The organism is Mammaliicoccus sp. J-M40 (assembly GCF_022386395.1).
Lineage (GTDB): Bacteria > Bacillota > Bacilli > Staphylococcales > Staphylococcaceae > Mammaliicoccus > Mammaliicoccus lentus.
Genome location: NZ_JAJNIQ010000009.1, coordinates 39,969 through 65,489, shown reverse-complemented (window position 1 = coordinate 65,489; position 25,521 = coordinate 39,969). Strand labels below are relative to the sequence as shown.

The 25,521-nt window shown below is 31.3% G+C and carries 18 protein-coding genes; 2 read left to right on the top strand and 16 right to left on the bottom strand.

Annotated elements, in window-relative coordinates; genetic code table 11:
- The first annotated feature begins 53 nt into the window (after positions 1-53).
- A complete protein-coding gene (locus tag LQ688_RS10500; RefSeq protein ID WP_064204981.1) occupies positions 54-671 on the top strand; it encodes a DedA family protein in 618 nt (205 codons plus the stop codon).
- A 122-nt stretch (positions 672-793) separates the two neighbouring features.
- On the opposite strand, the gene LQ688_RS10495 is transcribed toward LQ688_RS10500, so the two are convergent.
- The 13 genes from LQ688_RS10495 to glcT all read right to left on the bottom strand — a co-directional run bounded on the left by LQ688_RS10495 (position 794) and on the right by glcT (position 18,076).
- A complete protein-coding gene (locus LQ688_RS10495) occupies positions 794-2,824 on the bottom strand; it encodes a BglG family transcription antiterminator (protein ID WP_167751222.1) in 2,031 nt (676 codons plus the stop codon).
- Between the two features lie 232 nt (positions 2,825-3,056).
- Positions 3,057-3,755 (bottom strand): L-ribulose-5-phosphate 4-epimerase AraD, encoded by a 699-nt coding sequence (gene araD / locus LQ688_RS10490; RefSeq protein WP_275589622.1) that lies wholly within the window; start codon positions 3,753-3,755, stop codon positions 3,057-3,059.
- Between the two features lie 4 nt (positions 3,756-3,759).
- Positions 3,760-4,614, bottom strand: coding sequence for an L-ribulose-5-phosphate 3-epimerase (locus LQ688_RS10485; protein WP_239752761.1), 855 nt, complete (start codon positions 4,612-4,614; stop codon positions 3,760-3,762).
- A complete protein-coding gene (locus tag LQ688_RS10480; RefSeq protein ID WP_135020182.1) occupies positions 4,611-5,249 on the bottom strand; it encodes a 3-keto-L-gulonate-6-phosphate decarboxylase UlaD in 639 nt (212 codons plus the stop codon). The genes LQ688_RS10485 and LQ688_RS10480 overlap by 4 nt, the downstream gene beginning before the upstream one ends.
- Positions 5,250-5,261: 12 nt before the next feature.
- Positions 5,262-5,732 carry a PTS sugar transporter subunit IIA gene (locus tag LQ688_RS10475; protein WP_239752760.1) on the bottom strand — a complete coding sequence of 157 codons (471 nt, stop codon included), beginning with the start codon at positions 5,730-5,732 and terminating at the stop codon, positions 5,262-5,264.
- Positions 5,733-5,741: 9 nt separating this feature from the next.
- Positions 5,742-6,020, bottom strand: a complete 279-nt coding sequence (locus LQ688_RS10470) for a PTS sugar transporter subunit IIB (protein WP_135020178.1) — start codon at positions 6,018-6,020, stop codon at positions 5,742-5,744.
- A 21-nt stretch (positions 6,021-6,041) separates the two neighbouring features.
- The gene (locus LQ688_RS10465) at positions 6,042-7,469 is read right to left on the bottom strand and encodes a PTS ascorbate transporter subunit IIC (RefSeq protein WP_239752759.1); all 1,428 of its coding nucleotides are present in this window, start codon (positions 7,467-7,469) and stop codon (positions 6,042-6,044) included.
- Positions 7,470-7,493: 24 nt separating this feature from the next.
- Positions 7,494-8,558 (bottom strand): L-ascorbate 6-phosphate lactonase, encoded by a 1,065-nt coding sequence (gene ulaG / locus LQ688_RS10460; protein ID WP_135020174.1) that lies wholly within the window; start codon positions 8,556-8,558, stop codon positions 7,494-7,496.
- 127 nt (positions 8,559-8,685) lie between these two features.
- Complete coding sequence (gene mprF, locus LQ688_RS10455) at positions 8,686-11,217, bottom strand: bifunctional lysylphosphatidylglycerol flippase/synthetase MprF (protein WP_239724888.1); 2,532 nt, start codon at positions 11,215-11,217, stop codon at positions 8,686-8,688.
- A gap of 175 nt (positions 11,218-11,392) precedes the next feature.
- Positions 11,393-12,544: an AI-2E family transporter gene (locus tag LQ688_RS10450; protein WP_082892512.1), complete on the bottom strand. Its 1,152-nt coding sequence runs from the start codon at positions 12,542-12,544 to the stop codon at positions 11,393-11,395.
- A gap of 211 nt (positions 12,545-12,755) precedes the next feature.
- The gene (ptsG, locus tag LQ688_RS10445; protein WP_016999576.1) at positions 12,756-14,783 is read right to left on the bottom strand and encodes a glucose-specific PTS transporter subunit IIBC; all 2,028 of its coding nucleotides are present in this window, start codon (positions 14,781-14,783) and stop codon (positions 12,756-12,758) included.
- A gap of 271 nt (positions 14,784-15,054) precedes the next feature.
- Positions 15,055-17,121, bottom strand: coding sequence for a glucose-specific PTS transporter subunit IIBC (ptsG, locus tag LQ688_RS10440; RefSeq protein WP_239724887.1), 2,067 nt, complete (start codon positions 17,119-17,121; stop codon positions 15,055-15,057).
- 118 nt (positions 17,122-17,239) lie between these two features.
- Positions 17,240-18,076, bottom strand: coding sequence for a glucose PTS transporter transcription antiterminator GlcT (gene glcT, locus LQ688_RS10435; RefSeq protein WP_064204985.1), 837 nt, complete (start codon positions 18,074-18,076; stop codon positions 17,240-17,242).
- Positions 18,077-18,174: 98 nt separating this feature from the next.
- Here glcT and LQ688_RS10430 point away from each other — a divergent pair, with 98 nt between their 5' ends.
- A complete protein-coding gene (locus tag LQ688_RS10430; RefSeq protein ID WP_064204986.1) occupies positions 18,175-19,158 on the top strand; it encodes a DUF1002 domain-containing protein in 984 nt (327 codons plus the stop codon).
- A 140-nt stretch (positions 19,159-19,298) separates the two neighbouring features.
- Here the strand turns inward: LQ688_RS10430 and alsT are convergent, their stop codons facing one another.
- From alsT to parE, 3 genes are all read right to left on the bottom strand, one after another.
- On the bottom strand, positions 19,299-20,858 hold the full coding sequence (gene alsT, locus LQ688_RS10425) for a glutamine transporter AlsT (protein ID WP_239724886.1): 1,560 nt from the start codon (positions 20,856-20,858) through the stop codon (positions 19,299-19,301).
- Between the two features lie 85 nt (positions 20,859-20,943).
- The gene (gene parC, locus LQ688_RS10420) at positions 20,944-23,358 is read right to left on the bottom strand and encodes a DNA topoisomerase IV subunit A (RefSeq protein WP_214269860.1); all 2,415 of its coding nucleotides are present in this window, start codon (positions 23,356-23,358) and stop codon (positions 20,944-20,946) included.
- A complete protein-coding gene (gene parE, locus LQ688_RS10415) occupies positions 23,358-25,358 on the bottom strand; it encodes a DNA topoisomerase IV subunit B (RefSeq protein ID WP_064204987.1) in 2,001 nt (666 codons plus the stop codon). The genes parC and parE overlap by 1 nt, the downstream gene beginning before the upstream one ends.
- Between the last annotated feature and the right edge of the window lie 163 nt (positions 25,359-25,521).

The window sequence follows — 25,521 nt, the reverse complement described above, 5'->3', positions numbered from 1 at the left end:
CTGTTTAAAGTTAATTATATTTTTGACATGAATCATTACATAAGGAGTTAATTATGGAACAATGGATTACTGATTTTATGACCCAATATGGATACGTAGGTATCTTTATACTCGTGTTTTTAGAATATATTATACATCCCTTCCCTTCTGAAATTGTATTAACATTTGCAGGATTTATGACAACACAATCTAATTTAAGTATTGTCGTCGTATGTATATTAGCAGTTGTTGGAGCGGTGCTTGGTGCGTTAGTATTATACGGCATCGGTGCTTGGATTGGCGAAGAACGTATATATCGTTTAATACATAAGCATGGTAAGTATATAGGAATTAAAACTAAAGATTTAGATAAAACAATTACTTGGCTAAATAAGTACGGAAATTGGGCTATATTTATCGGAAGATTTATTCCTATAGTAAGAACTTTGATATCTTTACCTGCAGGAATCACAAAAATGAATATACCTTTATTCATTGTATTAACAGCAATCGGTACTGGTATGTGGAATATACTACTGATTGTATTAGGCATGACATTAGGAAGTCATTGGCATAAAATAATTGAATTCGCAGGTATATATTCTAAATTATTTATCATCATTATTGCGATTATTGTATTATATGTTCTATATCGTTGGTTTAAACGTATAAAAGAAACACGTGCAGATTAAAAATATTTTGTATATAAACGCCTAATCCTTTGAATTTCACCTGTAAAGGTGTACATCATTTAGGATTAGGCGTTTTTTATTATATATTTTATTTTGAAAGTGTATGCTCATATAAGATATTGTTATAAATTGTCTAATATATATTTATTTAATTTACCTGTCTTGCATAAATCATCAATTTCAAGTAATACGGATAAATGTTTAACAGTATTATCTAGTGTTAATAAAATAACGTTTTTTACAATTCTAGATTCATTCGCAATCTTTATGTAACAAGGATAATCAATTTTAGCTATTGAAACACTACATTTACTGTTCGCAAAATGTTGATTTGTATACATGAGTAATACACCTGGATAAATGAAAGAATAATTATTTTTGTTATCTTCGTTTAATACTAATTGTTCTAATATTGACCTACTTGCATAACCACTAGTAATAATATTTTCTTTCATTTTATTAATAATATCTATAAACTTTTCTCCCTCTGTAAATACATACTTAAAATGCTTAGGGCAAGCTTCTTGTAATGTAATAGCCATAACTTCTTCATTATCATTCAGCTGATTATATATTTCGTGAATTTTTTTAGCCTTTTCTTTATTAGTTAAACCATCGTAGTCAAGTATTTTTAATACATGACGGTTATAATCTAATGAAGATAATTTATTTTGATTCAAAATTGATAATTGATGTATATCTTTATTTGTTAGAAATTTACTAACGTGTATAGTCTGGGCATTAGGGTGATTATAACGTTGTGCAGTCGTTATACAATAATCTGCATGGTTAATATAATTAATCGCTTCTTCAATGGGCATATGCTTAAGTAAGTATGGTGTTTTCAAAAATCTTTTTAATTTCAATAAAAATATTTTACTTTCAGATTGAGGTAAAGATGTAACGACAATAATATTATTAACTTGTTTTTCTAACATTTCTTCGTTATATAGTGCTTGAATAGCTATCGCACAATCGTAAATATCGCGATGATGAAACTGTCTCTTAAATTGCGCTTTGTAAACCTGTGTTGGATAAATATGATTGAATACACATTCTGTAATTCTAATAAGTAATTGTAGTTCTTTATCCGTTATTTCGTTTTGTATATATTGATTTGCATAGTTAAATTGTTGTCTAAAGAAGAAAACCTTAAATTGAGTTTGTATTAGCTCTATAAATTTCTCTCTGTTTTTTATACATATACTAGAAATGCTTTCAAATGTATCAATAAATAATTCACTCAACTCAAATAAATGTGTAAATGTATGACTCTTATAATAATGATCTTCATCTTTATCTATACAAAGTAATTGAGTTGCTAAATAAATCACTTCTTGGTGCTCTATTTTTATTTTAGGATTTAATATTTCATAAATATGTTGAGCAACTTTATATTCTATACGTTTTTTTACAATATTTAGATTATACTCCATTGATAATTCATGCTTAAAGTATTTCATGATAAAAAAAGATTTGCCTAAAATGAGTTTATTTTGATAAGCAATTTTTTTATTCAAGAGTGTTTCCGACATATTTAGTGCATCGATAAAAGTATTTATTTTTTCATCTAATGTCGTGATATCAAAATCATCAATATTAAATTCAAAAATATTTTCCTGTAAAACATAAAACTCATTCTTTTCAGTAATATCAATTATTTCAAATAATAGATTTCTACGAAAACAATTTGTACATTCAATATAATAACCATATTGTTTAGAATTTTTTAATGTTAAATTATAAATAGCAAAATATGCTTTAACTGATTTCAAATCACTCAGAATCGTATTTTTACTTACTTTCAAATGTTCGGTTAATAACTTAATCTGTAATTTCTTAGTTTTAAAAATAACTGCCGCAATGATAAATAAAATACGCTCTTTTTGTGATAGTACATATAAAGTATTTTTATTTATATGTTCTTCAATTAATAATATTTGTTCATCATTTAATTGATATTGGTTATTCTGAAATTCAGAACTTAATGTTCGATCATATTTTGTTAAAATGTCATTTGATTTTTGAATATAATAATAAATAACTCTTCTTGATAATCCTAATGACTTTGCTACTTGAGTAATACTTGGAATACTTTTATGTACTTTATAATATTCAATAAAAACTATAAAATTTTTATCAAAAGCATACATTTCAATCACAACTTTCATGTTGATATAATAGCTGAATTCAATTTTTATTTAATTATAATTTATAGTAATAAAATGAGAAATATAACTTAATCTACTATTAGTTTAAAATTATTTACTAAGTAAAATATGATAACCCAATATGCGAAAATAAGAACAATAATATACAAAATCAATTGATTTTGACATCATTGTTCTTACTCATTATAAAGTGCAATACTCTGAAAACATGTTCTTATCCTTGTCCATAGTATGCGTGTTTGCCGTGCTTTCTATAATAATGTTTATCCAATAAATATTGATGAATTCTTTTTATCTCAGGGTTTAATAATTCAGTTTTTAATGCCATTTCAGCCACTTCTTCAAGTATAATTGTGTGTTCAATCGCTTTATCAACTGTTTCACCAAATATAAATGGTCCATGGTGTCTCGTATTAATAGCAGGTATTTCTTTTGGTGTCACATTCAATTCTTTAAATTTTTCGATTATGACTTTACCCGTTGAACGCTCGTAACAACTATCCACTTCTTCTGCAGTTAAATCTCTTGTACACGGGATTGCTCCGTAAAAAGTATCAGCATGTGTTGTACCTAAAGGAGGTATTTCCTTACCGGCTTGAGCGTAAACAACCGCGTGTAATGAATGTGTATGTACGATACTATTAACGGTTTTATAGTGCTTATATAATACTATATGTGTATCAAGATCTGATGATGGCTTTAATTGATTCTCAAAAGGTCGACCATCTAAATTCGTTATAACCATATCTTCAGGCTTCATATTGTCATAAGGAACGCCACTTGGTTTAATACAGATTATACCTTCTTCACGATTGATTAAACTCACATTTCCCCAAGTTAATCTAACTAATTGATGACGTGGTAAAGCTAAGTTTCCTTCAAATACTTTCTGTTTCATTTCATTTATTATCATTTTCTTACACCTTACTCAATTGATATTGTTTTTCTATAAATTGCACTGCTTCTTTAATTTCTTCAATAGCAAGCTTGCTATTTTCAGACCACATTTCAATTAAATATGGGCCTGTATAATCTAATTTATCCAATGTTTTAAACGCTTCAACAAAATCTACACATCCATCGCCAAAAGTTACTTCTTTAAACTTTCCTGGATAATCTTCAGTTACAGATTTAGTATCTTTCAAATGTATAGCAGCAATATCACTAATACCTTTTGCTAATTCACTCTTCACATTATTCTCTGGCCATGCTGAAAGATTACCGATATCAGGATAAAATTGTAACATAGGATGATTAATTTGCGATTTAATTTTTAAATATTTAGTTATAGAGTTCATATACTTATCATCCATAATTTCTATCGCAAGAAGAATTTGCTTTTTATGAGCATATGATAAAGCATTTCTTAATCCTTCTATGAAACGTTTATGTGTTAAATCACTTTTTTCTTCATAATAGACATCGTAACCAGCTAATTGAATCACACGTACACCAAGTTTTTCAGCTAAATCGATTGCTTTAATCATAATGCTTTCTGCTTGTTTTCTATTTTCATCATTTTGTGAACCAAAAGGAAATCTACGGTGGCCACTTAAACAGATGCTTTGAATTCTAATATCATGTTCTAATTGAGTGTTTAATATATCTTCGATGTCTGAAGCTTTCCAATTTAGTCTTGCAAGTCTCTCATCAGTTTCATCAATAGACATTTCGATAAATGAAAAGCCTAAACGTTTAGCAAGCTTTAATTTTTCAGTAATAGATAAGTGTTTTGGAAGTGCTTTTTCATAGATGCCTAAACGTTCAATCATGAAAACACCCTCTGTATTTCTTGTTTAAATTCAATTGCAGCTTGTTTAGGATCTTCTGCATCTCTTAAACTTCTACCAGCGATAAATGCCTCGACATCTAATCCCTTAAATAATTTGATTGTATTAACGTCTAATCCTCCTGTTACAGATACTCTGAACCCCATTTCGATTAGTCGTTTTATTTTTTCTAAATCACTATCATCCCAAGATTTACCCGATAATAAAGCATCTCTACTTTGATGGTAGACCACTTGCTTAATATTTGATTGATACCATAATGCTGCTTGTTCAAATGTCCAATCTCCGTATAATTCAACTTGTAACTCTTCAACAACATTGTTAGCAGCAATCATTGTTTCAATGCTAGCTGAACATATAACTGTCATCCAGTTTGCTCCTGCATCTCGACAGTTTTGGGCTACTGTTTTACCTGCATCTGCACATTTTGTATCTGCTAAAATGATTTTATCCGGGTATAGAGCACGCATCACCTTTATAGCTTCACTACCCTCTGCTAAACATAAAATTGTGCCCACTTCGATAATATCTACTATATCCCCTAATGCTTTGATAGATTTAATCGCACTTGGAATTGTATTGTTATCTAATGCAACTTGTAACTTTGGTAGAGTCATAAACTCACTCCTTTAATTTAGATAGACACTAGGGTCTGATTGATTGATAATTTCTAATACTTCTTGTTCACATGTAACATTCATAAGTTTTGCAATAATGTCAGGTGTATCAAATACTGCAACTATTTGTGGAATTGCAATACTTGTATGAATTTCTGAAGATGTAGCAGCTAATACAACAAATACACTAGCTAATTTACCATCCGAAAAAGGAACACCTTCTTTAAATGTCAGTAAACTAAAAGCATTTCGATACACTCCGTCTTCTGGCCTTGCATGAGGCATAGCCATGCCTTCCATCAATACATAATACGGTCCATATCTTTTGGTACTTTCTATAATTGCATCTACATATCGCTCTTGAATTGCGCCACTATTAACGAGTGGATTTGCAGCAATACGTACTGCTTCTTCCCATGTACTTGCTTCTTGATTCAATAATATTGATTGTTCTTTAATTAAAGATTCTTTAAAAGACACCATATGATCACCTTATATAATCGTTTCTAAATTCTTTTTAATTTCTGCATCATCCATTAAATTTTCTAATCCTAATAATTTAGCTGAGCTACGACCTTCTAATTCATGAATCAAATGTTTGCTAGCAAACACAACGTCATAAGATGATTGCTGTGATTTCGCTTCACCTACACTACATGAATCTACAACAAAGTCTGAAACGTTTAATTCACGTAAACTTTTTTCTATTTTCATCTTAATAACCATAGAACTTCCCATACCATTTCCACACGCTGCTAAAATTTTTAACATTTTTATTACCTCTTTTCTAAATTATTCTAATCCTGCCTCATATGAAGCTTTATCTTTAGCTCTCAAATATTGTAATTGTGGAATTGCAATTAATATTGCAATAATCAATGCATATCCGAAGACGCCTAAATGATTCATAAGTAATCCAAATCCTGGCCATACTAATTCAAAGTCAATATTGCCATGCCAACCACCGAATTTATATAAATCAAATATCATAACTGCAATGGCACCAATTGTAACTTGTAAAACACCACATAAGAATGAACAAATTAATGCTGCTCTTGTGCCACCTACTTTATTTGCAAATACAGCTATCGTTGCGTTATCAAAAAATACTGGAACGAAACCAGTTATAATGAGTATCGGCGACTTGAAAACGAGTAACCCGATAATCGTAATAAACTGTCCGATTGAACCACAAATAAATCCAAATAGAATTGCATTTTGTGGAGTAAAATTATAAGAAGCAGCGCAATCAACTGCTGGTAATGAACCTGGTAGTATTTTATTTGATATACCTTGGAACGAATTTGTTAATTCTGAAACGAACATACGTACACCCATCATTAAAATAGCTAAATATACTGCGAAAGATAATGAACTGGATAATATATATGTAAAGAACGATAATGTTTCTGGAAACTTCTTTGGATCCATAGTTCTTAAGAAATCTTCTCCTAAAATCAATAAAATTGTTCCGTAGAATATAAGCATCAATGTACCTGTTGCAACAATGTTATCGTGAAATATTGATAACCATTTTGGTAATTTTATATTTTCTAAATTTTTATCTTTATTTCCTAATTTAGGTGCAATTTTATCAACTAACCAAATCGCAAACATTTGTTGATGACCAATTGCAAATCCTGAATTATTCGTTAATCTTTGTGTTGGTCCCACAGTTAAATTCGAGCCTACTGCCCAGTATAAACCTACAATAACCCCGACCATTATTGCGCCACTTACATCACGAAATTCTGGGAAAGCAAAGAATACGAGCCATGTAACAGTTGAAGCTTGTTGTACCATAATATGACCTGTAATAAATAACGTTCTGATTTTAGTGAACTTTTTGAATAAAACAAGTAAAATATTAAGTAAAAATCCAACTAATAAAGCCATCATCGTATAAGATGTAGTTAAACCGATGGACTTTAACGCACCATCAACGGCATTTAAACCGAAATACGGATCTATAACTGCTGCTTTTAAGCCAAAGCGTTCACCTAAACCTGCAAGAATAGGTCTAAAAGTTGTTACAAGCCCGCCTGCTCCAACCATCAAAATCATATAACCAACTGTTGCTTTAATAAATCCTGCAAAACATTCATAAATTTTCTTCTTGAGTAATGCATAGCCAACAAATACGATAATACCTATAAAAAATTCTGGTTTCGATAATATGTTATTACTAAACCATTCAAAACTTTTAATAAAAATATCCATCACTTGTCCTCCTCTACTTGACTGTTATAAAAATGATGGGAATGGTAAATCATCATCAGTTGAGAATACATCATCAAAACCTCTAGGATAATGATATTCAAACTTATCTTTATCTTCAGGGAAAGTGAATTTACCTCCGACTTGCCAAATATATGGTTTAAATTGATATTGTAATCTTTTGTGCTTGTTCTCCCATAAAAGCAATAATTCTTTAGGATCAGCTTGGAAATTAGACCAAATATCATAATGTACAGGTATAACAACATCTGCCTTTAAACTCTCAGCCATTCTTAACATATCAACAGAAGTAACTTTGTCAGTAATTCCTCTTGGATTTTCTCCATATGCTCCTATCACGACATTTACATCATTTTCATTTCCGTGTTTAGCGAATCTATTAGCATAATGAGAGTCACCAGCGTGATATAAGGAACCTCCTGAAGTTTTGAATATGTAATTCACTGCAATATCATCCATATCTATCGGTAAGTTTCCTTTTAATACTTGGTCTTCACTTGTTGTTACAAGTGCTGTTCTGTCAAATGCTTCTAATACAATGATTTCCACGCTACCTACTGTTATTTTTTGTCCTGGTTTAACCGTGATACATCTTTCTTCAGGTACTCCCCAAGATTTCCAAATTTCTACAACTGCCTTTGGTCCAATAAACGGTACATCATCTTTACAATTTTGTAGTACTGCTGCAGCTGTATTAACGTCTAAATGATCTGAATGAATATGTGTAACAACTAATGCATCAGCTGTTTTGATTGCGAATGGGTCAATAACGAATGGTTGAGTTCTTAAATTTGGTTGTAAGTTTTGACAACCACTCATTCTTTGCATTTGATGACCTTTTTTCATTTTCTTAACAGCTTTTGTACGCTTACCAGTACCGCACCATAAATCGCATAAAATATTCGTGTCTTCATAAGTTTTTAACCAAATACCTGTACAGCCTAGCCACCACATAGAAAATGTTCCTTCTTCCACCTTGGTTTCTTCAATTTCTTCATTTAACCAAGTACCCCACTCTGGGAATGTATTTAACACCCATTGTTCTCTTGTTATGTCTTGTACTTTACTCATTGTCATCCTCCTATTGAAAGCGTTTTCTATTACACTTATAGTTTACTCCCTGAAAAATAGAAAAAAAGTCCAAATAGAGAACACATAATGTGTTCAACACTGGACCTTTCTTAGTAAAATTATTGTATTATTTTTGTTTATAATTTATCGTTAAACTCACTCTTATTAAATTCCATAATAATGAACTATACTTTTTATAGACTAGAAATCTTGGTTCCCAATCTGGGTGGTATTTTTGTTTGTAGTTTCTTAAACCTTGGAAGCTATATATACCGTTCATATTTTCAAAAACTTTAGCAGCAAATTTCTCTCTTAAGTATGCATATTTGTTATAACCTACATTTGATAATGTAGCCATACCCATATTAAATTGTTTATAGCCTTGTTCTTTAGCCCAAAGCAACATGTGAATATATAGTGCATCCATCACTGCTATATCAATATCTTTATTCCATCTAATTAAATCAATCGATATCGACTGATTATAATTTGTATACATTAATGAACAAAATCCTACGATACCATATGCTTCATGACGTATAACAGCAATTGGAGCTTTATTTAAATAATTTAAATTAAAAGCGCCTACTGAAAAGTTCATTTCTTTTTTACCATTTAACCAATTATCACTTATAGTTTTCATCATTTGAATATCTTCTTCACTATATGGTGCCTCTAAAATTTCAAATAGATAACCTTCAGTTTCAAGTTTATTATATGTTGCGCGCATACCTCTTTTCTTTTTTCCAGATAAGGTAAATGTATCTAGGTTAATGAGCGCTTCTTCACCAAGTTTAAAGAATACATTTCCATATTCATGGTATAAAGAAAGTAATTTAGTTTGTACTTGATAAAAAATGATGTCTCTACCTAAAAAATACATTTGATCATAAAATTTAGTTAACACTTCAGAAAATTTATCTTCATTTCCGATAGGATCACCTAATACAATGACGGCATTCATTGTTTGACGATACATGATAAATACATCTTCATCTTCGTTTACAAAAAATTGTTTATCGCCTGTAAACGCTAGATGACTCACGTAAGAACCTTCATATTTTTGAATGATATTTTCAATCGTTTCAAAATTAAAATCTTTAGTTAAATTTCTTTGATTATTTTTAGAAAGTATAAATGTTATGACTGTTCCTAGAAGTAATAATAGTACGAGTACAACTATAAACAGACTAAATACGGCATATTTATCAAATTTTGTAACTTCATGTGGATATAAATTTAAATAATTCACTGTGATAATTCTGTTGAAAATAAACATGACAAGAATGAGTAAGCCACTTAGCAAAATTTTTATAGGTGTAACGATTTTTTTAACGACATTTGCATTCTTATAACCTATAAATAACAATATTAATAATATTGCTAACCATAAAAATGCAATAATTGTACCGTTCGTTAAAATCGAGACAAACATTAATACTAGCGTTGATATAATACTCATTAATGTGGATCGCATTGTCCCGGACATTACACCTTTAGAACAAATAAGTAAAAGCAGTGTCGCAGCGGTATGTAAAGCTAGTAAAATAGAATAAAACGTATAATGATGAGAATATATGGCATCATATAAAATAAATACATGATTAAAATATAAAACAAACCCAGTTATTCCGACTAATAATCCTAATGCGATAGAAGGAATTTTCGTCAATAAATCTCTCTGAATAGCTTTAATAAATGAAGTTGTATCCATTGCAGGCGTATAGAATTTGCTTTCTTCGATATACTTTCTAATAATACTCCCAAACTCGAATGTAGACAGTCCAAGAGCAATAATAAATGGAAAGAAATAATAAACAATTCTATACAGTAATAAAGCCAATAGAACTTGTTCTTCTGGTACGCCTAACGATTTAATGCCTAATAATATTACTAAATCAAAAGCACCAAATCCACCTGGAATCATACTCATTAGTCCTGATAAAGCTGCAATAACGAATATACCTACTAAATGTGAATAATCTACATGAACATTTAGAGCCTGTAAAATAACATATAGTAAAAAGCTCGCTGCTAACCATTCGAAAGCTGAAACTATTGTGAACTTAACACCTAATAATCTATCTTGCTCTGTGGAAGGCTTTAAAATTGAAAAGATTATAAATATCGGTAAAAAAGCACTGCCGATATATAAAACAATTTTAGCCCATGAAATATTATCTAATAATGTATCGACTTTAAATAAATGCAGAACAATTAATAAACATAATAAACTCAGCCCACTTAACATAGAAAGTAATAATAAAGACACACTCTTGATGAGCACCTTTCTATCTTGGACTTCATTTCTATATGAATAAATTCTAATTCCAGCACCTATTAATCCGCCAAATCCTAAAATGCTATTAAAAGTATTAATGATGAAACTAATTGATAAAATTTTATGTAGCGGTAGTTTAATTTTTAATGATTGCTTTAACATCACGTCATATAAAGATAATATTAGGACAGATAGTACACCTAAAATAACAATACCGACAAATATAAATGTATCCATTTCTCTAAATAACACAAATGTCTTTTTAAAGTTAATTTTAGATATTTCATTATGTAGAATATAAATGACAACTATAAACACTAGACATATAAATGGAATTTTTAAAAACGAAATAATGCTCTTACTATTTAATAATTTCATATTTCGACCTCTTAATCATTTCTTCTACCAAATAATACCATAAAATTCAATAAATTTGTATTTATATATAGATTGAAAGCTATTACATATAAAAAAGCAGTGAAGAATTCTATTGTATTAGAATTCTTCACTGCTAGTCTTATTTATTCTTAATTAAATTTATGGTAGAAGATCATTAATTTTCTTTTATTACCTTATTATCTTCTATTTCATATGGTCCTGAATCATCTTTATAATATTTATTATATCTGCGTTTAAATAAAGTAAATACGTGTGTTACAGCTACTTTAATAATAGCATATGCTGGAATTCCTAGAATAACACCTATTATGCCAGCTAAATTACCTGCACATAACAATACAAATATAATTGTAAGTGGATGAATTTTCATCGTTTTACCCATAATATTTGGCGAAATGAAATGCCCTTCTAAAAATTGTACTGCTGCCCAAACGATTGCAAGTTTAAGTAGCATAAATGGTGAATCAATCGCTGCCAATACGATTGCTGGTGAAATAGCTATCATAGGCCCTAAATAAGGCACTACACTTGTCACAGCAGCAATACTTGCTAATGTTAATGCGTAATCAAGTCCAATGATTGAATAGCCAATAAATAGTAATACACCAATACAGAATGCTACAATCATTTGTCCTTGAATATATGAACCAACTTGAAGGTTCATTTTATCAATTAAATCATGTGTATCTCTTCTAAATTTAGGAGGCATTAAACTAATGAAATAGTTTCTAAATTTTTCTCCATCTTTCAATAAGAAAAATAACACAAATGGGAATGTCGCAATAATAACAACGACATGCGTAATAGTAGAAACAAATGATTGGAATTTGTCTCCGAAACTACCTACTGAATTTGATATTTTTTTAGGAATATCACTAAAGTTTTGTTGTAACCAATTTTGAGCTTGAGTGTAATAATCCGCTATAAACGAATTTTTGGATAACTGTTTAATTTTATCGCTAAACTCATCTATATATGTAGGTAAGTTTTTTGAAAAGCTTTCTATTTGATGCTGTACGACTGGAATCAATAAAGTAACTATAAACGTAATACCTGCAATGATAATAAGTAGTAAAATAAGGATTCCCCATAATCGTGAAATATTCATCCTTTCCATAAAGTTTACTATTGGATTAAATAAATAAAATGCTATAAACGCAACGATAATTGGGCCAATTAAAGTTGTCGTTACTGTGATTAATGGTTCGAAAATAAATGAAACTTTTTGGAATATAAATACCGTTAAACCAATGAGTATAAGCAGACCTAAAATAAAATAAATATCTCGGCCACCAAAAAATCTCATAAATCTTGTTTCTTTACCGTTCGAACCTCGACCTCGTGATTCTTTTTCCAAGAATAGCCCTCCTTGTATTAATTTATAGTCTATTATACCCTAATCGACGAAGTTTAACAGTAAAATTTTACATCAATAGTTTACATAATAATTTTATGATTTATCATAATAAAAATAAAAAAGAGAAGAATCTATTTGAAGATCCTTCTCTTTATATACTCTATTTAACAATAAAGATTTTATCGCCTTGTTCTACTTTTCCTTTAACTAATGTTTCTAACTTAGAATCATTAAGGTTTGTTACAACAATCGGTGTTACTGTGCTATCTGCATGCTCTTTAATATAGTCTAAATCTACTTTCATTAAAGGTTGTCCTTTAATAATATCAGTTTCTGCTTCTGCTAATATTTCAAATCCTTGACCTTCTAATTTAACAGTTTCTAAACCGAAATGAATTAGTAATTCCACACCTTCAGTTGATTCTAAACCAATAGCGTGCTTTGTAGGGAATGTCATTTTTAGTTTACCGTCAAATGGTGCTACAACTTCGCCTGTTTCTGGAATGATAGCTATGCCGTCACCCATCATTTTTTCAGAGAAAACTTTATCTGGTACTTCACTAATATCAATGATTTCACCTTTAATAGGAGAATAAATTGTTGCATCTCCTTCAGCTAGAATTTCAGCATTTTCTTGATTTCCTTCTTCTGTGACTGTTGTTTCGCTTGGTTTCGTAATTTCACCTGAAATAATACGTGCCATGTCATGTTTAATTTGATCTGATTTAGGTCCAAATATCGCTTGAATATTATTACCTACTTCAAGTACACCTGAAGCACCTAAACTTTTCAGTTCAGATTTATCAACTTGGTCTTTATCTTGAACTTCTACACGTAATCTCGTAATACAAGCATCTAAATGTTTAATGTTATCTTGACCACCCATTGCTTCTAAAACTGAGAACGGTAATTCACTATTAGATACAGTTGTTGTTTTTTGTTCTGCATCATCTCGACCAGGTGTTTTGTAATTGAATTTTGAAATAAAGAATCTAAACACAAAGTAGTAAATAACTGCGTATACTAAACCAACTGGGATTACTAGCCACCATGCTGTTTTACCTTGCAAGATTCCAAATGTGAAGAAATCAATGAATCCACCTGAGAATGTATAACCTAGATGTAAATCTAATAAATATAAAATTAAGAATGATAATCCGTCTAATATTGCGTGAATAAAGAATAATAATGGTGCTACGAATAAGAATGAGAATTCTAATGGTTCCGTAATACCTGTTAAGAATGATGTAAGTGCTGCTGAACCCATTAAACCAGCAACTACTTTTTTGTTTTCAGGTTTAGCTGTATGGTAAATCGCTAATGCCGCTGCAGGTAACCCGAACATCATAACTGGGAACTCACCTTGCATAAATTTACCAGCAGTTAAACTTACATTATCAGCAATTTGCGCTTGGAAAATTGATAAATCTCCGTGTACAACTTTCCCTGCTGCTGTAGTATATGACCCAAACTCAAACCAGAATGGCGCATGGAAAATATGATGTAAACCGAATGGAATTAACAGACGTTTAATAAATCCGAATAAGAATACTGCTAATCCTGTATTTGCATCGATTAAACTAGATGAGAATTCGTTTAATCCATATTGAACGTGTGGCCAAATCCAAGCCATTAAAAACGCTAATAGGAATGATGATGCAGCCATCACGATTGGTACGAAACGCTTACCAGCAAAGAAACCTAAGTATGATGGTAACGTAATGTTATAGAACTTGTTATAACACCATGCTGCTAAAGCACCAATGATGATACCGCCGAATACACCTGTTTGTAACGTTGGGATACCAAGTACTAAAGCATTACCAGGGTTCTCAGCATTAATATCATCAGCTGTGATACCTAAATATTGACCCATAGTCATATTTAAAACTAAGTAACCTACGAATGCTGCTATAGCTGCAACACCGTCTCCACCTGCTAAACCAATTGCTACACCCATAGCGAATAGCATAGGTAGATTATCAAATATAATACTACCAGCACTCTGCATTAAATCAGAAATCATAACAACCGTATCATTTGTTAAGAACGGCATGATTTCAACTAAGTTAGGCGTTTGCATAGCTGACCCGAAAGCTAACAACAGCCCTGCTGCTGGTAAAATCGCAACTGGTAACATTAATGCTTTACCAATACGTTGCAACTGACCAAAGAACTTCTTGAACATTATAAAACCCTCCTGTATTTTGAACTTTATAAATTATCGCACTAAAAAAGGCATGAGCAAATAAACATACCCTTGGGTATATTTTATTTGCTCATGCCTAATCGTATTAGTAACACGCAATTTATAAGTTATTATTTAAGTGTTGAATATTTTTTCTACACTTTATCTACCGACTCATTATAGCACGATAAGATTACGCTTTCAATAATATTTTTTATGAAAATACGTGTAACAAAGTATGGGCTCCTGAGACAAATTTCTTTATCCCTTTTTATTTCACTAAAAATATTTTATCTCCTTGGTCAATGTGTCCATTAGTTAATATCTCCAACGTTGAACCTTCTAAATTTGTCACGACAATTGGTGTGACTGTGCTATCTGCATGGTTTTTAATATAATCTAAATCAACTTTCATTAGAGGTTGGCCTTTAATAATATCAGTATCAGCTTCTGCTAATATTTCAAATCCTTGACCTTCTAACTGAACAGTTTCTAGACCAAAATGAATTAACAGCTCAATACCTTCTTTTGATTCTAGTCCAATAGCGTGTTTAGTAGGGAATGCCATTTTTAGTTTACCGTCAAATGGTGCTACAACTTCACCTGTTTCTGGAATAATTGCTATGCCATCACCCATCATTTTCTCGGAAAACACTTTATCTGGCACTTCACTAATATCTATGATTTCACCTTTAATAGGAGAATAAATTGTTGCACCGCCTTCAGCTAAAATAGCTAAACTTTCTTTATCTCCTTCTTCCGTAACTGTCGTTTCACTAGGTTTCGTAATTTCACCTGAAATAATACGTCCCATATCATGTTTTATTTGATCAGATTTAGGCCCAAATATCGCTTGAATATTATTACCTACTTCAAGTACACCTGAAGCGCCTAAACTTCTAAGTTCTGATTTATCAACTTTCGTTTTATCTAAAACTTCTACACGTAATCTTGTAATACAAGCATCTAAATGTTTGATGTTATTTTGACCACCCATTGCTTCTAACACATCAAATGGTAATTCTGATACTGAACTATTACGTGATTCTGTTTCTTTATCTTCTCTTCCGGGTGTTTTCAAATTGAATTTCTTAATTGCGAACGTAAATAAGAAATAATAAACTAATGCATAAATGATACCTACTGGAATAACTAATAGTGCATTTGTACGATCCCAGTTTAATAATCCATATAACACGTAATCAATAAATCCACCAGAGAACGTCATACCTATTTGAATATGTAATAAATGCATCACTAAAAATGAAGTACCTGCTAATATAACATGTATTCCATATAAAACTGGTGCAACGAATAGGAATGAGAATTCTAATGGCTCTGTAATACCCGTTAAGAATGAAGTAAGCCCTGCAGACAACATTAATCCACCGACAACTTTTTTGCGTTCTGGACGAGCTTGACGATATATAGCATATGCAGCCGCTGGTAAACCAAACATCATAAATGGATATTTACCAGTAGTAAATGCCCCAGCTGTAAATGGTACTTTATCTTTAACTTGTGCCATAAATATACTCTGATCTCCACGTACTAATTCCCCAGCTTTATTTACATAACTTCCGAATTCAAACCAAAACGGCGAATAAAAAATATGATGTAGTCCAAATGGAATTAAAGATCTCTCAATAATTCCAAATATAAATGTCGTTAAAGCTAAATTTTTACCTAATAAAAATGTAGATAAGTTATTTAAAGCTTCTTGTATCGGTGGCCAAGCAAATGACAAAACAATACCTGTAACGATGGCTACTACAGATGTAATAATTGGAACAAATCGTTTACCTGCGAAAAACCCTAAAAATGGTGGTAAATTTATGTTGAAATATTTGTTATAGCACCAGGCTGCTAAAGCTCCCATTATAATACCACCAAATACCCCTGTTTGTAGTGTTGGTATACCTAGAACTAATGCATGTGATGGCTCTCTAGCAGCTTGGCTAAGTGTTTCAGCCCCTTTACTATAAGAGTATATGTTATCTATTGTAATGCCTTTTATAACACCCATTGTAGTATTCATAATAAGATAACCTACTAACGCTGCTAAACCTGCTACGCCATCTCCTCCAGCTAAACCTAAAGCAGTACCAATAGCAAAGAGTAAAGGTAAATTATCAAATATAATTTGACCTGAAGACTCCATAACAGATGCAATCATTACAATAATATCTGTTTTTAACCCAGGTGCAATTTCAATAAATTGAGCGTTTTTCATTGCGTTACCAAACGCAAGTAAAATTCCCGCTGCTGGTAATATTGCAACTGGTAACATTAAAGCTTTCCCAATACGTTGTAATTGACCAAAAAATTTCTTAAACATTGTAAAACCCTCCCATTGTTTAACTCAATAAATTACAGCACAAAAAAAGGCATGAGCAAGAAACCTACCATAAGGTAATGTTTATTTGCTCATGCCTGACGAAACAGTAACACGCAATTTATAAGTTATTATTAAAGCGTTGGATGTGCATTGTTAAATATGCTAATTCAGATTCATAAACTGGCCTCTTTAACTGTGTTTGCATCATCTTCACTATCTTTACAGCAATATTATAGCACAGTGGATATTGCGCTTTCAATAACAATTCAATATCAGTTGCATCCGGAATTCTTTCATCTGCTAAGACTCTTTGAATCGCAAAATGTAAATGTCTTACAAAACGACTATAATTAATACTATTCTTATCTATATTAACTTCAAGGCCCTCTTCTATTATAATAATTGACTTCTGTATAATTTGTTTTATATTATTTATGTCGTTAAGTGAATGATTTTCTTCAGCTGAATGGATATGTAATGCTATAAATCCAGCTTCTGACTCAATAAACTGTAAATCTAACTTTTCATTTAAAGCTTTAACAGCGTTTTCAGCAATTTGATATTCCCTTGGATAAAGCACTTCTGTCTCTTTTAAAAATGGATTATGAACATGAATGCCTTCTTCTATTCGCTTTATTGCAAATACAATATGATCAGTTAATGAAATGAGCGTTTTTTCACTTACACTACCGCCCAACTGTTTATCAATTCCATTTACTACTTCTAATATTGTATTAAATACGTGTTCACTCGTTCCGTTTAATAACTGTGTATATCTATCTTTATCTCTCTCAGATTCTAATAAGTAAACTTTCTCTATTAAATCTGTATCAATTTCTTCACCTTGTTTTTTACCAAAACTAATCCCCTTGCCTATTAAAATTACTTCTTTTTGATAATAGTTAGCAACTAACACATTATTATTGAGTGTTTTTTCGATAATATATTTTCCCATATAAAAACCTCATTCTGAAGACCTATTACATATTATACAATTGATGCTAATATAATGATAGATATAATATATCAATAAATTTATAGGACGTGAGTCATGTGAGAAACTTAAAAACATACATTATTTCTATACTATCCGTTTTAGTTATTGCTACTATTTTTTATCCGAAGCAACAAGCTCAAGCAGTAACTGAAGAAGCTTGGGATAACGCAGTTACTGTTTATGGAGCAGCTTTAGAGAATAACCCTTCAGCTAAAGAAACAACTTCAAATCTTTTAGGTACAAAAAACAGTGATAAAACAACATATGTTAATGCTGAAGATTTAAATAAATACTTGAATATGCAGTCATCAAACGATGTACTCAAATCTAGCATTCGTATAACGAAAACTTCTAAAGGTAGTGGCTTGAATTTAACAATCAACCAAGATCAAGGTCAAATCACTAAAGTTACAGAAGATACTTACAAAAATGCTCTAATGACAGCTGGTATTAAAGATGCTGACGTTACAATCGCGTCAAGTGAAGATGTTACAGGAGAAAGTGCCCTTGCAGGGGTTTATAAAGCCTTCGAAGCACAAGGTGAATCTATAGATTCAAACAGAACACAAGTAGCACAAGAAGAGCTATCTACAATAAACGAGATATCTGAAGAGAATAAAGGTCAAGAAGGATTCTCTCAATCACAACTTAACAAGACAGTGGCAGAATCTAAACAAGCAGTTGCAGAAAAATCCGGGAATGTTTCAGTAACTGAAATTACAAATATCGTAAATCAAAAAATTGAAGATAACGGATTAACAAACATCATTAATGAAAATCAAGTTAACAAAATTGTTAATGTAATCGATAGTGCTCAAAAAGACGGTATTTTCGATGGAGAAAATGCTAAAGACTTTATTAAGAACTCTAAAGATTATGTTAATGACATAGTTAAGTCAGATGATTTCAAAAATGCTAAGAAAAAAGCAGAAGACTTAGGAAATAACATTAAAGATAAATTACAAGACGAAGGACTATGGGATAAAATCGTCAACGCAATTAAAGATATCTTTAATTCAATCGCTAATTTATTTAAATAATTTTAGTGAATATACAAAATAATGAGGCTGGGACATAAATACATGTCTCAGCCTCATTTTTACATTCAAAACATAAAAAAGACTGCCGATTTTCTCGGCAGTCCTAAGTAACATTTTCATTCATTTTTTATAAATGATAATTATTGATTTTTCTTATCATCATTTAAAGTTTCGTCTTTATTTTCTGAAACATTTTCTTCTTCTGAATCTACAGTTGGCTTATTTTTCTTTTTCACTGCTGTATCTTCATTTCTACTATATGGGTTATTGCCCCAAGCTTCAATATTACTGAAGTTTGCTTTTAAGTTTTCTATTTTAAATACTGGATTTAATTTACGTTTTCTTTGGTCTCGATAGTCTTTCGCTACTTCAAACACGACTGTAGCTAGACCGAATAATGCTACGATATTAATAACCGCCATTAATCCCATAAATAAATCTGCAGTATCCCAAACAGTTTGTACTTGTACAACTGAACCAACGAATACCATTCCAACAACTAATAATCTAAAAATAAACATTATAAATTTATTTTTCGTTAAATATTCAATATTAGCTTGTCCATAGTAATAGTTACCAATAATAGATGAGAATGCAAACATAAATACTGCAATAGTTAAGAATATACCACCAAACTCACCTACATGTGTTGTTAAAGCTTGTTGTGTAACTGCTACACCTTGTTCTGCATCTGCTCCAAATTGTAAGTCAGTATATAGCAATAACATAATTGCAGTAGCTGAACAAATAATTAATGTATCAAAGAATACACCTAATGATTGAATTAAACCTTGTTTTACTGGGTGACTTACGGCTGCAGTTGCTGCGGCGTTTGCTGCAGAACCCATACCAGCTTCGTTTGAGAATAACCCACGTTTAATACCTTGCATTAATGCAAAACCAATTGCACCACCAAATGCTGGGTGTAATCCAAAAGCACTTTTTACGATGTTTTGTAACATTGGAATAATTTGATCAACATTCATCGCTAAGATGTAGCCTACTAATATAATGTAACCGACTGCCATAATTGGAACGATGAAAGAAGATACTGTTGCAATACTTCTAACACCACCAAAAATAACAATCCCAGTTATAATAGCTAAAATAACACCTGTTATAATATTCGAAAATTCATATTGCTCATTTAAAGATGCAGCAATTGTATTAGATTGCACAGTATTAAATACAAATGCAAAAGTAACTGTAATTAATACTGCAAAGATAACACCTAGCCATTTTTGACCAAGTCCACGTTCTATGTAGTATGCTGGGCCGCCTCTAAAACCGCCCTCTTCATCTTTTACTTTATATACTTGAGCTAAAGTAGCTTCAAAGAATGCGCTGGCTGCACCGATAAATGCAATAACCCACATCCAGAATACAGCACCAGGTCCACCAAGAACGATAGCTGTAGCTACACCGGCAATATTACCAGTACCTACGCGTGAAGCCGCACTAATTGCAAATGCTTGGAAAGATGATATACCTTTTTTCCCATCTTCAAGTGTTTCTGGCTTTTCAAAAATAATTCTAAACATTTCTGGCAGCCATCTAAGTTGTACAACTCTAGAACTAATTGTGAAGAATACTCCTGCCAGTAAAAGTAAGAAAATTAAGTTTTGCGTCCAAATTAAATCATTACCCCATTGAACAAAGTCATGAAACCAACTTGGGATATAACTATCAAAGTCTTTCAAACAAATCCCTCAATTCTAAATAAAATTAGTCTAATAAATCATTATCATGATTTTACCATGACAATTAGTATATGACTATATTTTTTTATTCAAGTGCTTTTTCATCGAAGTATGCATCTATGACTTGACCAAACTCACTTTCATCAATAATAAATCTACCATTTGTATATCTTTCGCTGTAATTAAAGTCTTTAGTGTCTACTTTAATGACGTCTTTTTCAGATGAAATTATACAAGTTTCATTTTCAGAAAGAGTTAAAGCTTTTATAATTTTATGTGATTTTGATTTTAATTCTTTTAATATCATTAAACCACGTTGAGATCTTTTCGCGGGAACAAATTGGTCTGCTTTCATATGTTTTACTGAACCACGATCTGTGACAATGAATACTGATTTGTTACTTGGTAAAGTTTCTGTCATGACCACATTATCATTATCTTTTAAGTTAATGGATTTAACACCAGCAGCTTTTAATCCTATGTCTGATAGTTCATCTGTATCATATGTTAAGCTCATACCTTTTTCAGTTATCACTGTTAAAAGTTCATCTTCTGTTATTTTCAATACTGAAATAACTTCATCATCATCTTTTAGTTTCATTGCAACTAACGGTCTTGTAATTCTAGATGCTTTAAATTTATCATTTGTTGATTTCTTAATCATGCCGTTTTTCGTAGCAATTATATAATTAGATTCTGGTTTAAAATCAGTTTCAAAGAATATATCTATAATTCTTTCGTCGTCACCGATAGGAATCATCTGTGAAACATGTTTACCTAATTCTTTCCACTTTAAATCGGCTATTTCATGTACAGGAATGAATAAATAATGACCTTTCGAAGTAAAAGCAATTAGCGTATCTTGTGTGTTTACTTTTTGATGTTTTAACAAATAATCTCCATCTTTTAAGCCAACTTCTTCAACACCACTTGCTTGATAGCTTCTATTTGAAGTTCTTTTAACATATCCATCGCGTGTCATAGAAACAATCGTTTCTTCACTTGGAACAAGAATTTCTTTTTCAATTTTAATTTCAGAGATTTTTTCTTCTATGTCTGTTTTTCTTTCATCACTAAATTCTTTTTTCACAGATCTTAATTCTGATTTAATCACTTTTAACAATGAACTTTCATTATTTAAAATGTCTTTCAGACGCTCTATTGTTTTCTTTAATTCATCGAATTCTTCTTCTAGAGATACAATATCTGTATTTGTTAAACGATATAATTGTAGCATTACGATTGCTTCTGCTTGTTCTTCAGTAAATTTATATTTTGCAATTAAGTTTTCTTTAGCATCACGTTTATTGTTAGAAGCTCTAATTGTTTCTATTACCTCATCAAGTATAGATAAAGCTTTTATCAAACCTTCAACGATATGCATACGCTTTTCAGCTTGAGAGAGTTCATATTGAGAACGTTTAGTAACAACTTCTTTTTGATGTTCAATATAGCTCTCTAAAATCTCTTTAAGTCCTAATAACTCTGGTCTTCTCTTATTAATTGCAACCATATTGAAATGATATAAAACTTGTAGATCAGTATTTTTATATAAATAATTTAGAACGCCTTCACTATTTATATCTTTTTTAAGCTCAATTGCTATTCTTAAACCTTCTCTATCAGTTTCATCACGAACTTCAACGATGCCTTCTATTTTTTTGTCAGCTCGTAGTTCATCAATTTTTTTAACTAAACTACCTTTGTTCACTTCAAAAGGAACTTCTGAAACGATAATTTGTTCTCTTCCGCCACGTATTTGTTCTATTTCTACTTTACTTCTTACAACTATTTTACCTTTACCAGTTTTGTAAGCCTTTTTAATACCATCTAAACCTTGAATAATACCACCGGTAGGGAAATCAGGTCCTTTAATAAACTTAATAAGTTCATCTATTGTTGTAGTCGGTTTATCTATTAATTTTAGTGTCGCATCAATAACTTCACCTAAATTATGTGGTGGAATATCAGTCGCATAACCCGCAGAAATACCAGTAGAACCATTTACTAATAAATTCGGATATCTCGCTGGTAAAACCATAGGCTCCATTGCCGTATCATCAAAGTTTTGAACATGTTCTACTGTTTCTTTATCTATATCTTGAAGCAGTATTTCTGCTAATTTACTAAGTTTAGCCTCTGTATAACGCATTGCTGCTGGAGGATCATTATCGATACTACCATTGTTACCATGCATTTCAATCAATACATGTCTTAGTTTCCAATCTTGGCTCATACGAACCATTGCATCATATACCGATGAGTCACCATGAGGGTGGTAATTACCGATTACGTTACCTACTGTTTTCGCACTTTTTCTAAAGTTTCGCTCATAAGTGTTACCATCTTTGTACATTGCAAATAAAATTCTTCGTTGTACTGGCTTCAAACCATCACGTACATCAGGAAGTGCTCGGTCTTGGATAATATATTTACTATACCGACCGAATCTATCCCCTATAACATCTTCTAAAGGAAGGTTTTGTATTTGTTCAACCATTAATTAACTTCCCCCTCTGTTTCTATTTCATCATCAAGCAGCTGAATATCATCACTTTCAAGTATGCTTTGATCTTCTTGCATACCAAATTGGACGTGTCTTTCAATCCATTCTCTACGCGGCTCAACTTTGTCACCCATTAATGTTGTCACACGTCTTTGTGAACGTACTTCGTCATCTATGCTTACTCTAATTAATGTTCTTGTTTCTGGATCCATAGTTGTTTCCCATAGTTGGTCAGCATTCATTTCACCTAAACCTTTATATCTTTGTAGTGTGAAACCTTTACCGAGCTTTTTCATTAATACTTCTAAATCTTCATCTGTCCATGCATATTCAACTTGTTTCTTTTTACCTTTACCTTTTTCTACTTTATATAAAGGTGGTAATGCAATATACACGCGACCTGCTTCTAATAAAGGTCTCATATATTTAAAGAAGAATGTTAAAAGTAATACTTGAATGTGAGCACCATCTGTATCGGCATCTGTCATGATGATAACTTTTTTGTAATTACTGTCTTCTAAACTAAAGTCAGCACCTACACCGGCACCAATAGTATGAATAATCGTATTGATTTCTTCATTTTTAAATATATCTTCAAGTTTAGCTTTTTCAGTATTAATAACTTTACCTCTTAAAGGTAAGATCGCTTGGAATTTACGATCTCTTCCTAATTTAGCTGAACCACCTGCAGAGTCACCCTCTACTAAGTATAGTTCATTTTTCTCAGTATTTTTACTTTGAGCAGGCGTTAGCTTACCTGAGAGCAATGTTTCTTTTCTTTTATTCTTCTTACCATTTCTCGCTTCTTCTCTAGCTTTACGTGCAGCTTCACGCGCTTGAGAGGCTTTTACAGCTTTCTTTAATAATGACTTAGATAATTGTCCTTTCTCTTCTAAATAGAAAGGTAATTGATCAGATATTACTGAATCTACGGCAGCTCTTGCTTCAGTCGTACCTAATTTAGATTTAGTTTGTCCTTCAAATTGTAGTAAATCCTCTGGAATACGCACTGAAATAATAGCTGTTAAACCTTCACGAATATCGCTACCATCTAAGTTTTTATCTTTTGCTTTTAATTCTCCAATTTTTCGAGCATATTCATTAAATACTCTTGTAAAAGAAGCTTTTAGTGCCGTTTCATGTGTTCCACCATCTTTAGTACGAACATTATTCACAAAACTTAAAATAGTTTCTGAATACTGATCGTTAAACTGAAAACTAATATCTACTTCAATTTGATTAGAAGTGCCAGTAAACATTGCAACATCATGTAGCACATCTTTGCCTTCATTCAAATATTTAACAAACTCTTTAATACCATCTTCATAATGATAAAAAACTTCATTAGGCTCTTCGCCTCTTAAGTCTTTTATTTTAATTTTGAGCGCTTTTAATAGAAACGCAGATTCTTGTAGTCTTTCACACAATGTTTCAAAATTATAATGAGTAGAATTTTTAAATATTGTTGGATCTGGTTTGAAATGTACAGTTGTTCCAGTTTTTCTCGTCTTCCCCTTTTTCTCTAATGTTGTAACTGGTCTACCGCCTTTTTCAAATCTTTGTTTATACGTATGGCCTTCTCTGTGAATCGTTACTTCTAACCATTCACTAAGTGCGTTCACTACAGATGCACCTACACCATGTAATCCACCTGATGTCTTATAGCCTCCTTGGCCAAATTTACCACCAGCGTGTAAAACTGTGAAAATAACTTCAGGTGTTGGTTTGCCGGTTTTGTGCAATCCTGTTGGCATACCTCTACCGTTATCAGAAACAGAAATACTATTATCTTTATGTATTGTTACTTCTATTTCAGTACCATACCCATTTAAAATTTCGTCAACAGAGTTATCTACAATTTCATAAACTAAATGGTGAAGTCCGCGAACATCTGTTGAACCGATGTACATACCAGGTCTTTTTCTAACAGCTTCAAGACCTTCGAGTACTTGAATTGAATCTTCACCATATTGAACTTTTGCTTGTTTATTCAATATTTCTCCTCCTACAAACGTACGTTCGTTTTTTTACTATACATTAGTTATTTTGTTATAAATCTCCGGAAAATGCAAGTCCTATCACTAATAGTAGTACAATTTCACTTTATATCTTATGGTAAAATCATATTTTAAATAGTAACCTATTTCTAGTTATGGT

Bases quoted from the DNA above. Each gene is read 5' to 3' on its own strand.
- LQ688_RS10500 (WP_064204981.1), top strand. From the start codon at position 54: ATGGAACAATGGATTACTGATTTTATGACCCAATATGGATACGTAGGT.
- LQ688_RS10495 (WP_167751222.1), bottom strand. From the start codon at position 2,824: ATGTATGCTTTTGATAAAAATTTTATAGTTTTTATTGAATATTATAAA.
- araD (WP_275589622.1), bottom strand. From the start codon at position 3,755: ATGATAATAAATGAAATGAAACAGAAAGTATTTGAAGGAAACTTAGCT.
- LQ688_RS10485 (WP_239752761.1), bottom strand. From the start codon at position 4,614: ATGATTGAACGTTTAGGCATCTATGAAAAAGCACTTCCAAAACACTTA.
- LQ688_RS10480 (WP_135020182.1), bottom strand. From the start codon at position 5,249: ATGACTCTACCAAAGTTACAAGTTGCATTAGATAACAATACAATTCCA.
- LQ688_RS10475 (WP_239752760.1), bottom strand. From the start codon at position 5,732: ATGGTGTCTTTTAAAGAATCTTTAATTAAAGAACAATCAATATTATTG.
- LQ688_RS10470 (WP_135020178.1), bottom strand. From the start codon at position 6,020: ATGTTAAAAATTTTAGCAGCGTGTGGAAATGGTATGGGAAGTTCTATG.
- LQ688_RS10465 (WP_239752759.1), bottom strand. From the start codon at position 7,469: ATGGATATTTTTATTAAAAGTTTTGAATGGTTTAGTAATAACATATTA.
- ulaG (WP_135020174.1), bottom strand. From the start codon at position 8,558: ATGAGTAAAGTACAAGACATAACAAGAGAACAATGGGTGTTAAATACA.
- mprF (WP_239724888.1), bottom strand. From the start codon at position 11,217: ATGAAATTATTAAATAGTAAGAGCATTATTTCGTTTTTAAAAATTCCA.
- LQ688_RS10450 (WP_082892512.1), bottom strand. From the start codon at position 12,544: ATGAGATTTTTTGGTGGCCGAGATATTTATTTTATTTTAGGTCTGCTT.
- ptsG (WP_016999576.1), bottom strand. From the start codon at position 14,783: ATGTTCAAGAAGTTCTTTGGTCAGTTGCAACGTATTGGTAAAGCATTA.
- ptsG (WP_239724887.1), bottom strand. From the start codon at position 17,121: ATGTTTAAGAAATTTTTTGGTCAATTACAACGTATTGGGAAAGCTTTA.
- glcT (WP_064204985.1), bottom strand. From the start codon at position 18,076: ATGGGAAAATATATTATCGAAAAAACACTCAATAATAATGTGTTAGTT.
- parC (WP_214269860.1), bottom strand. From the start codon at position 23,358: ATGGTTGAACAAATACAAAACCTTCCTTTAGAAGATGTTATAGGGGAT.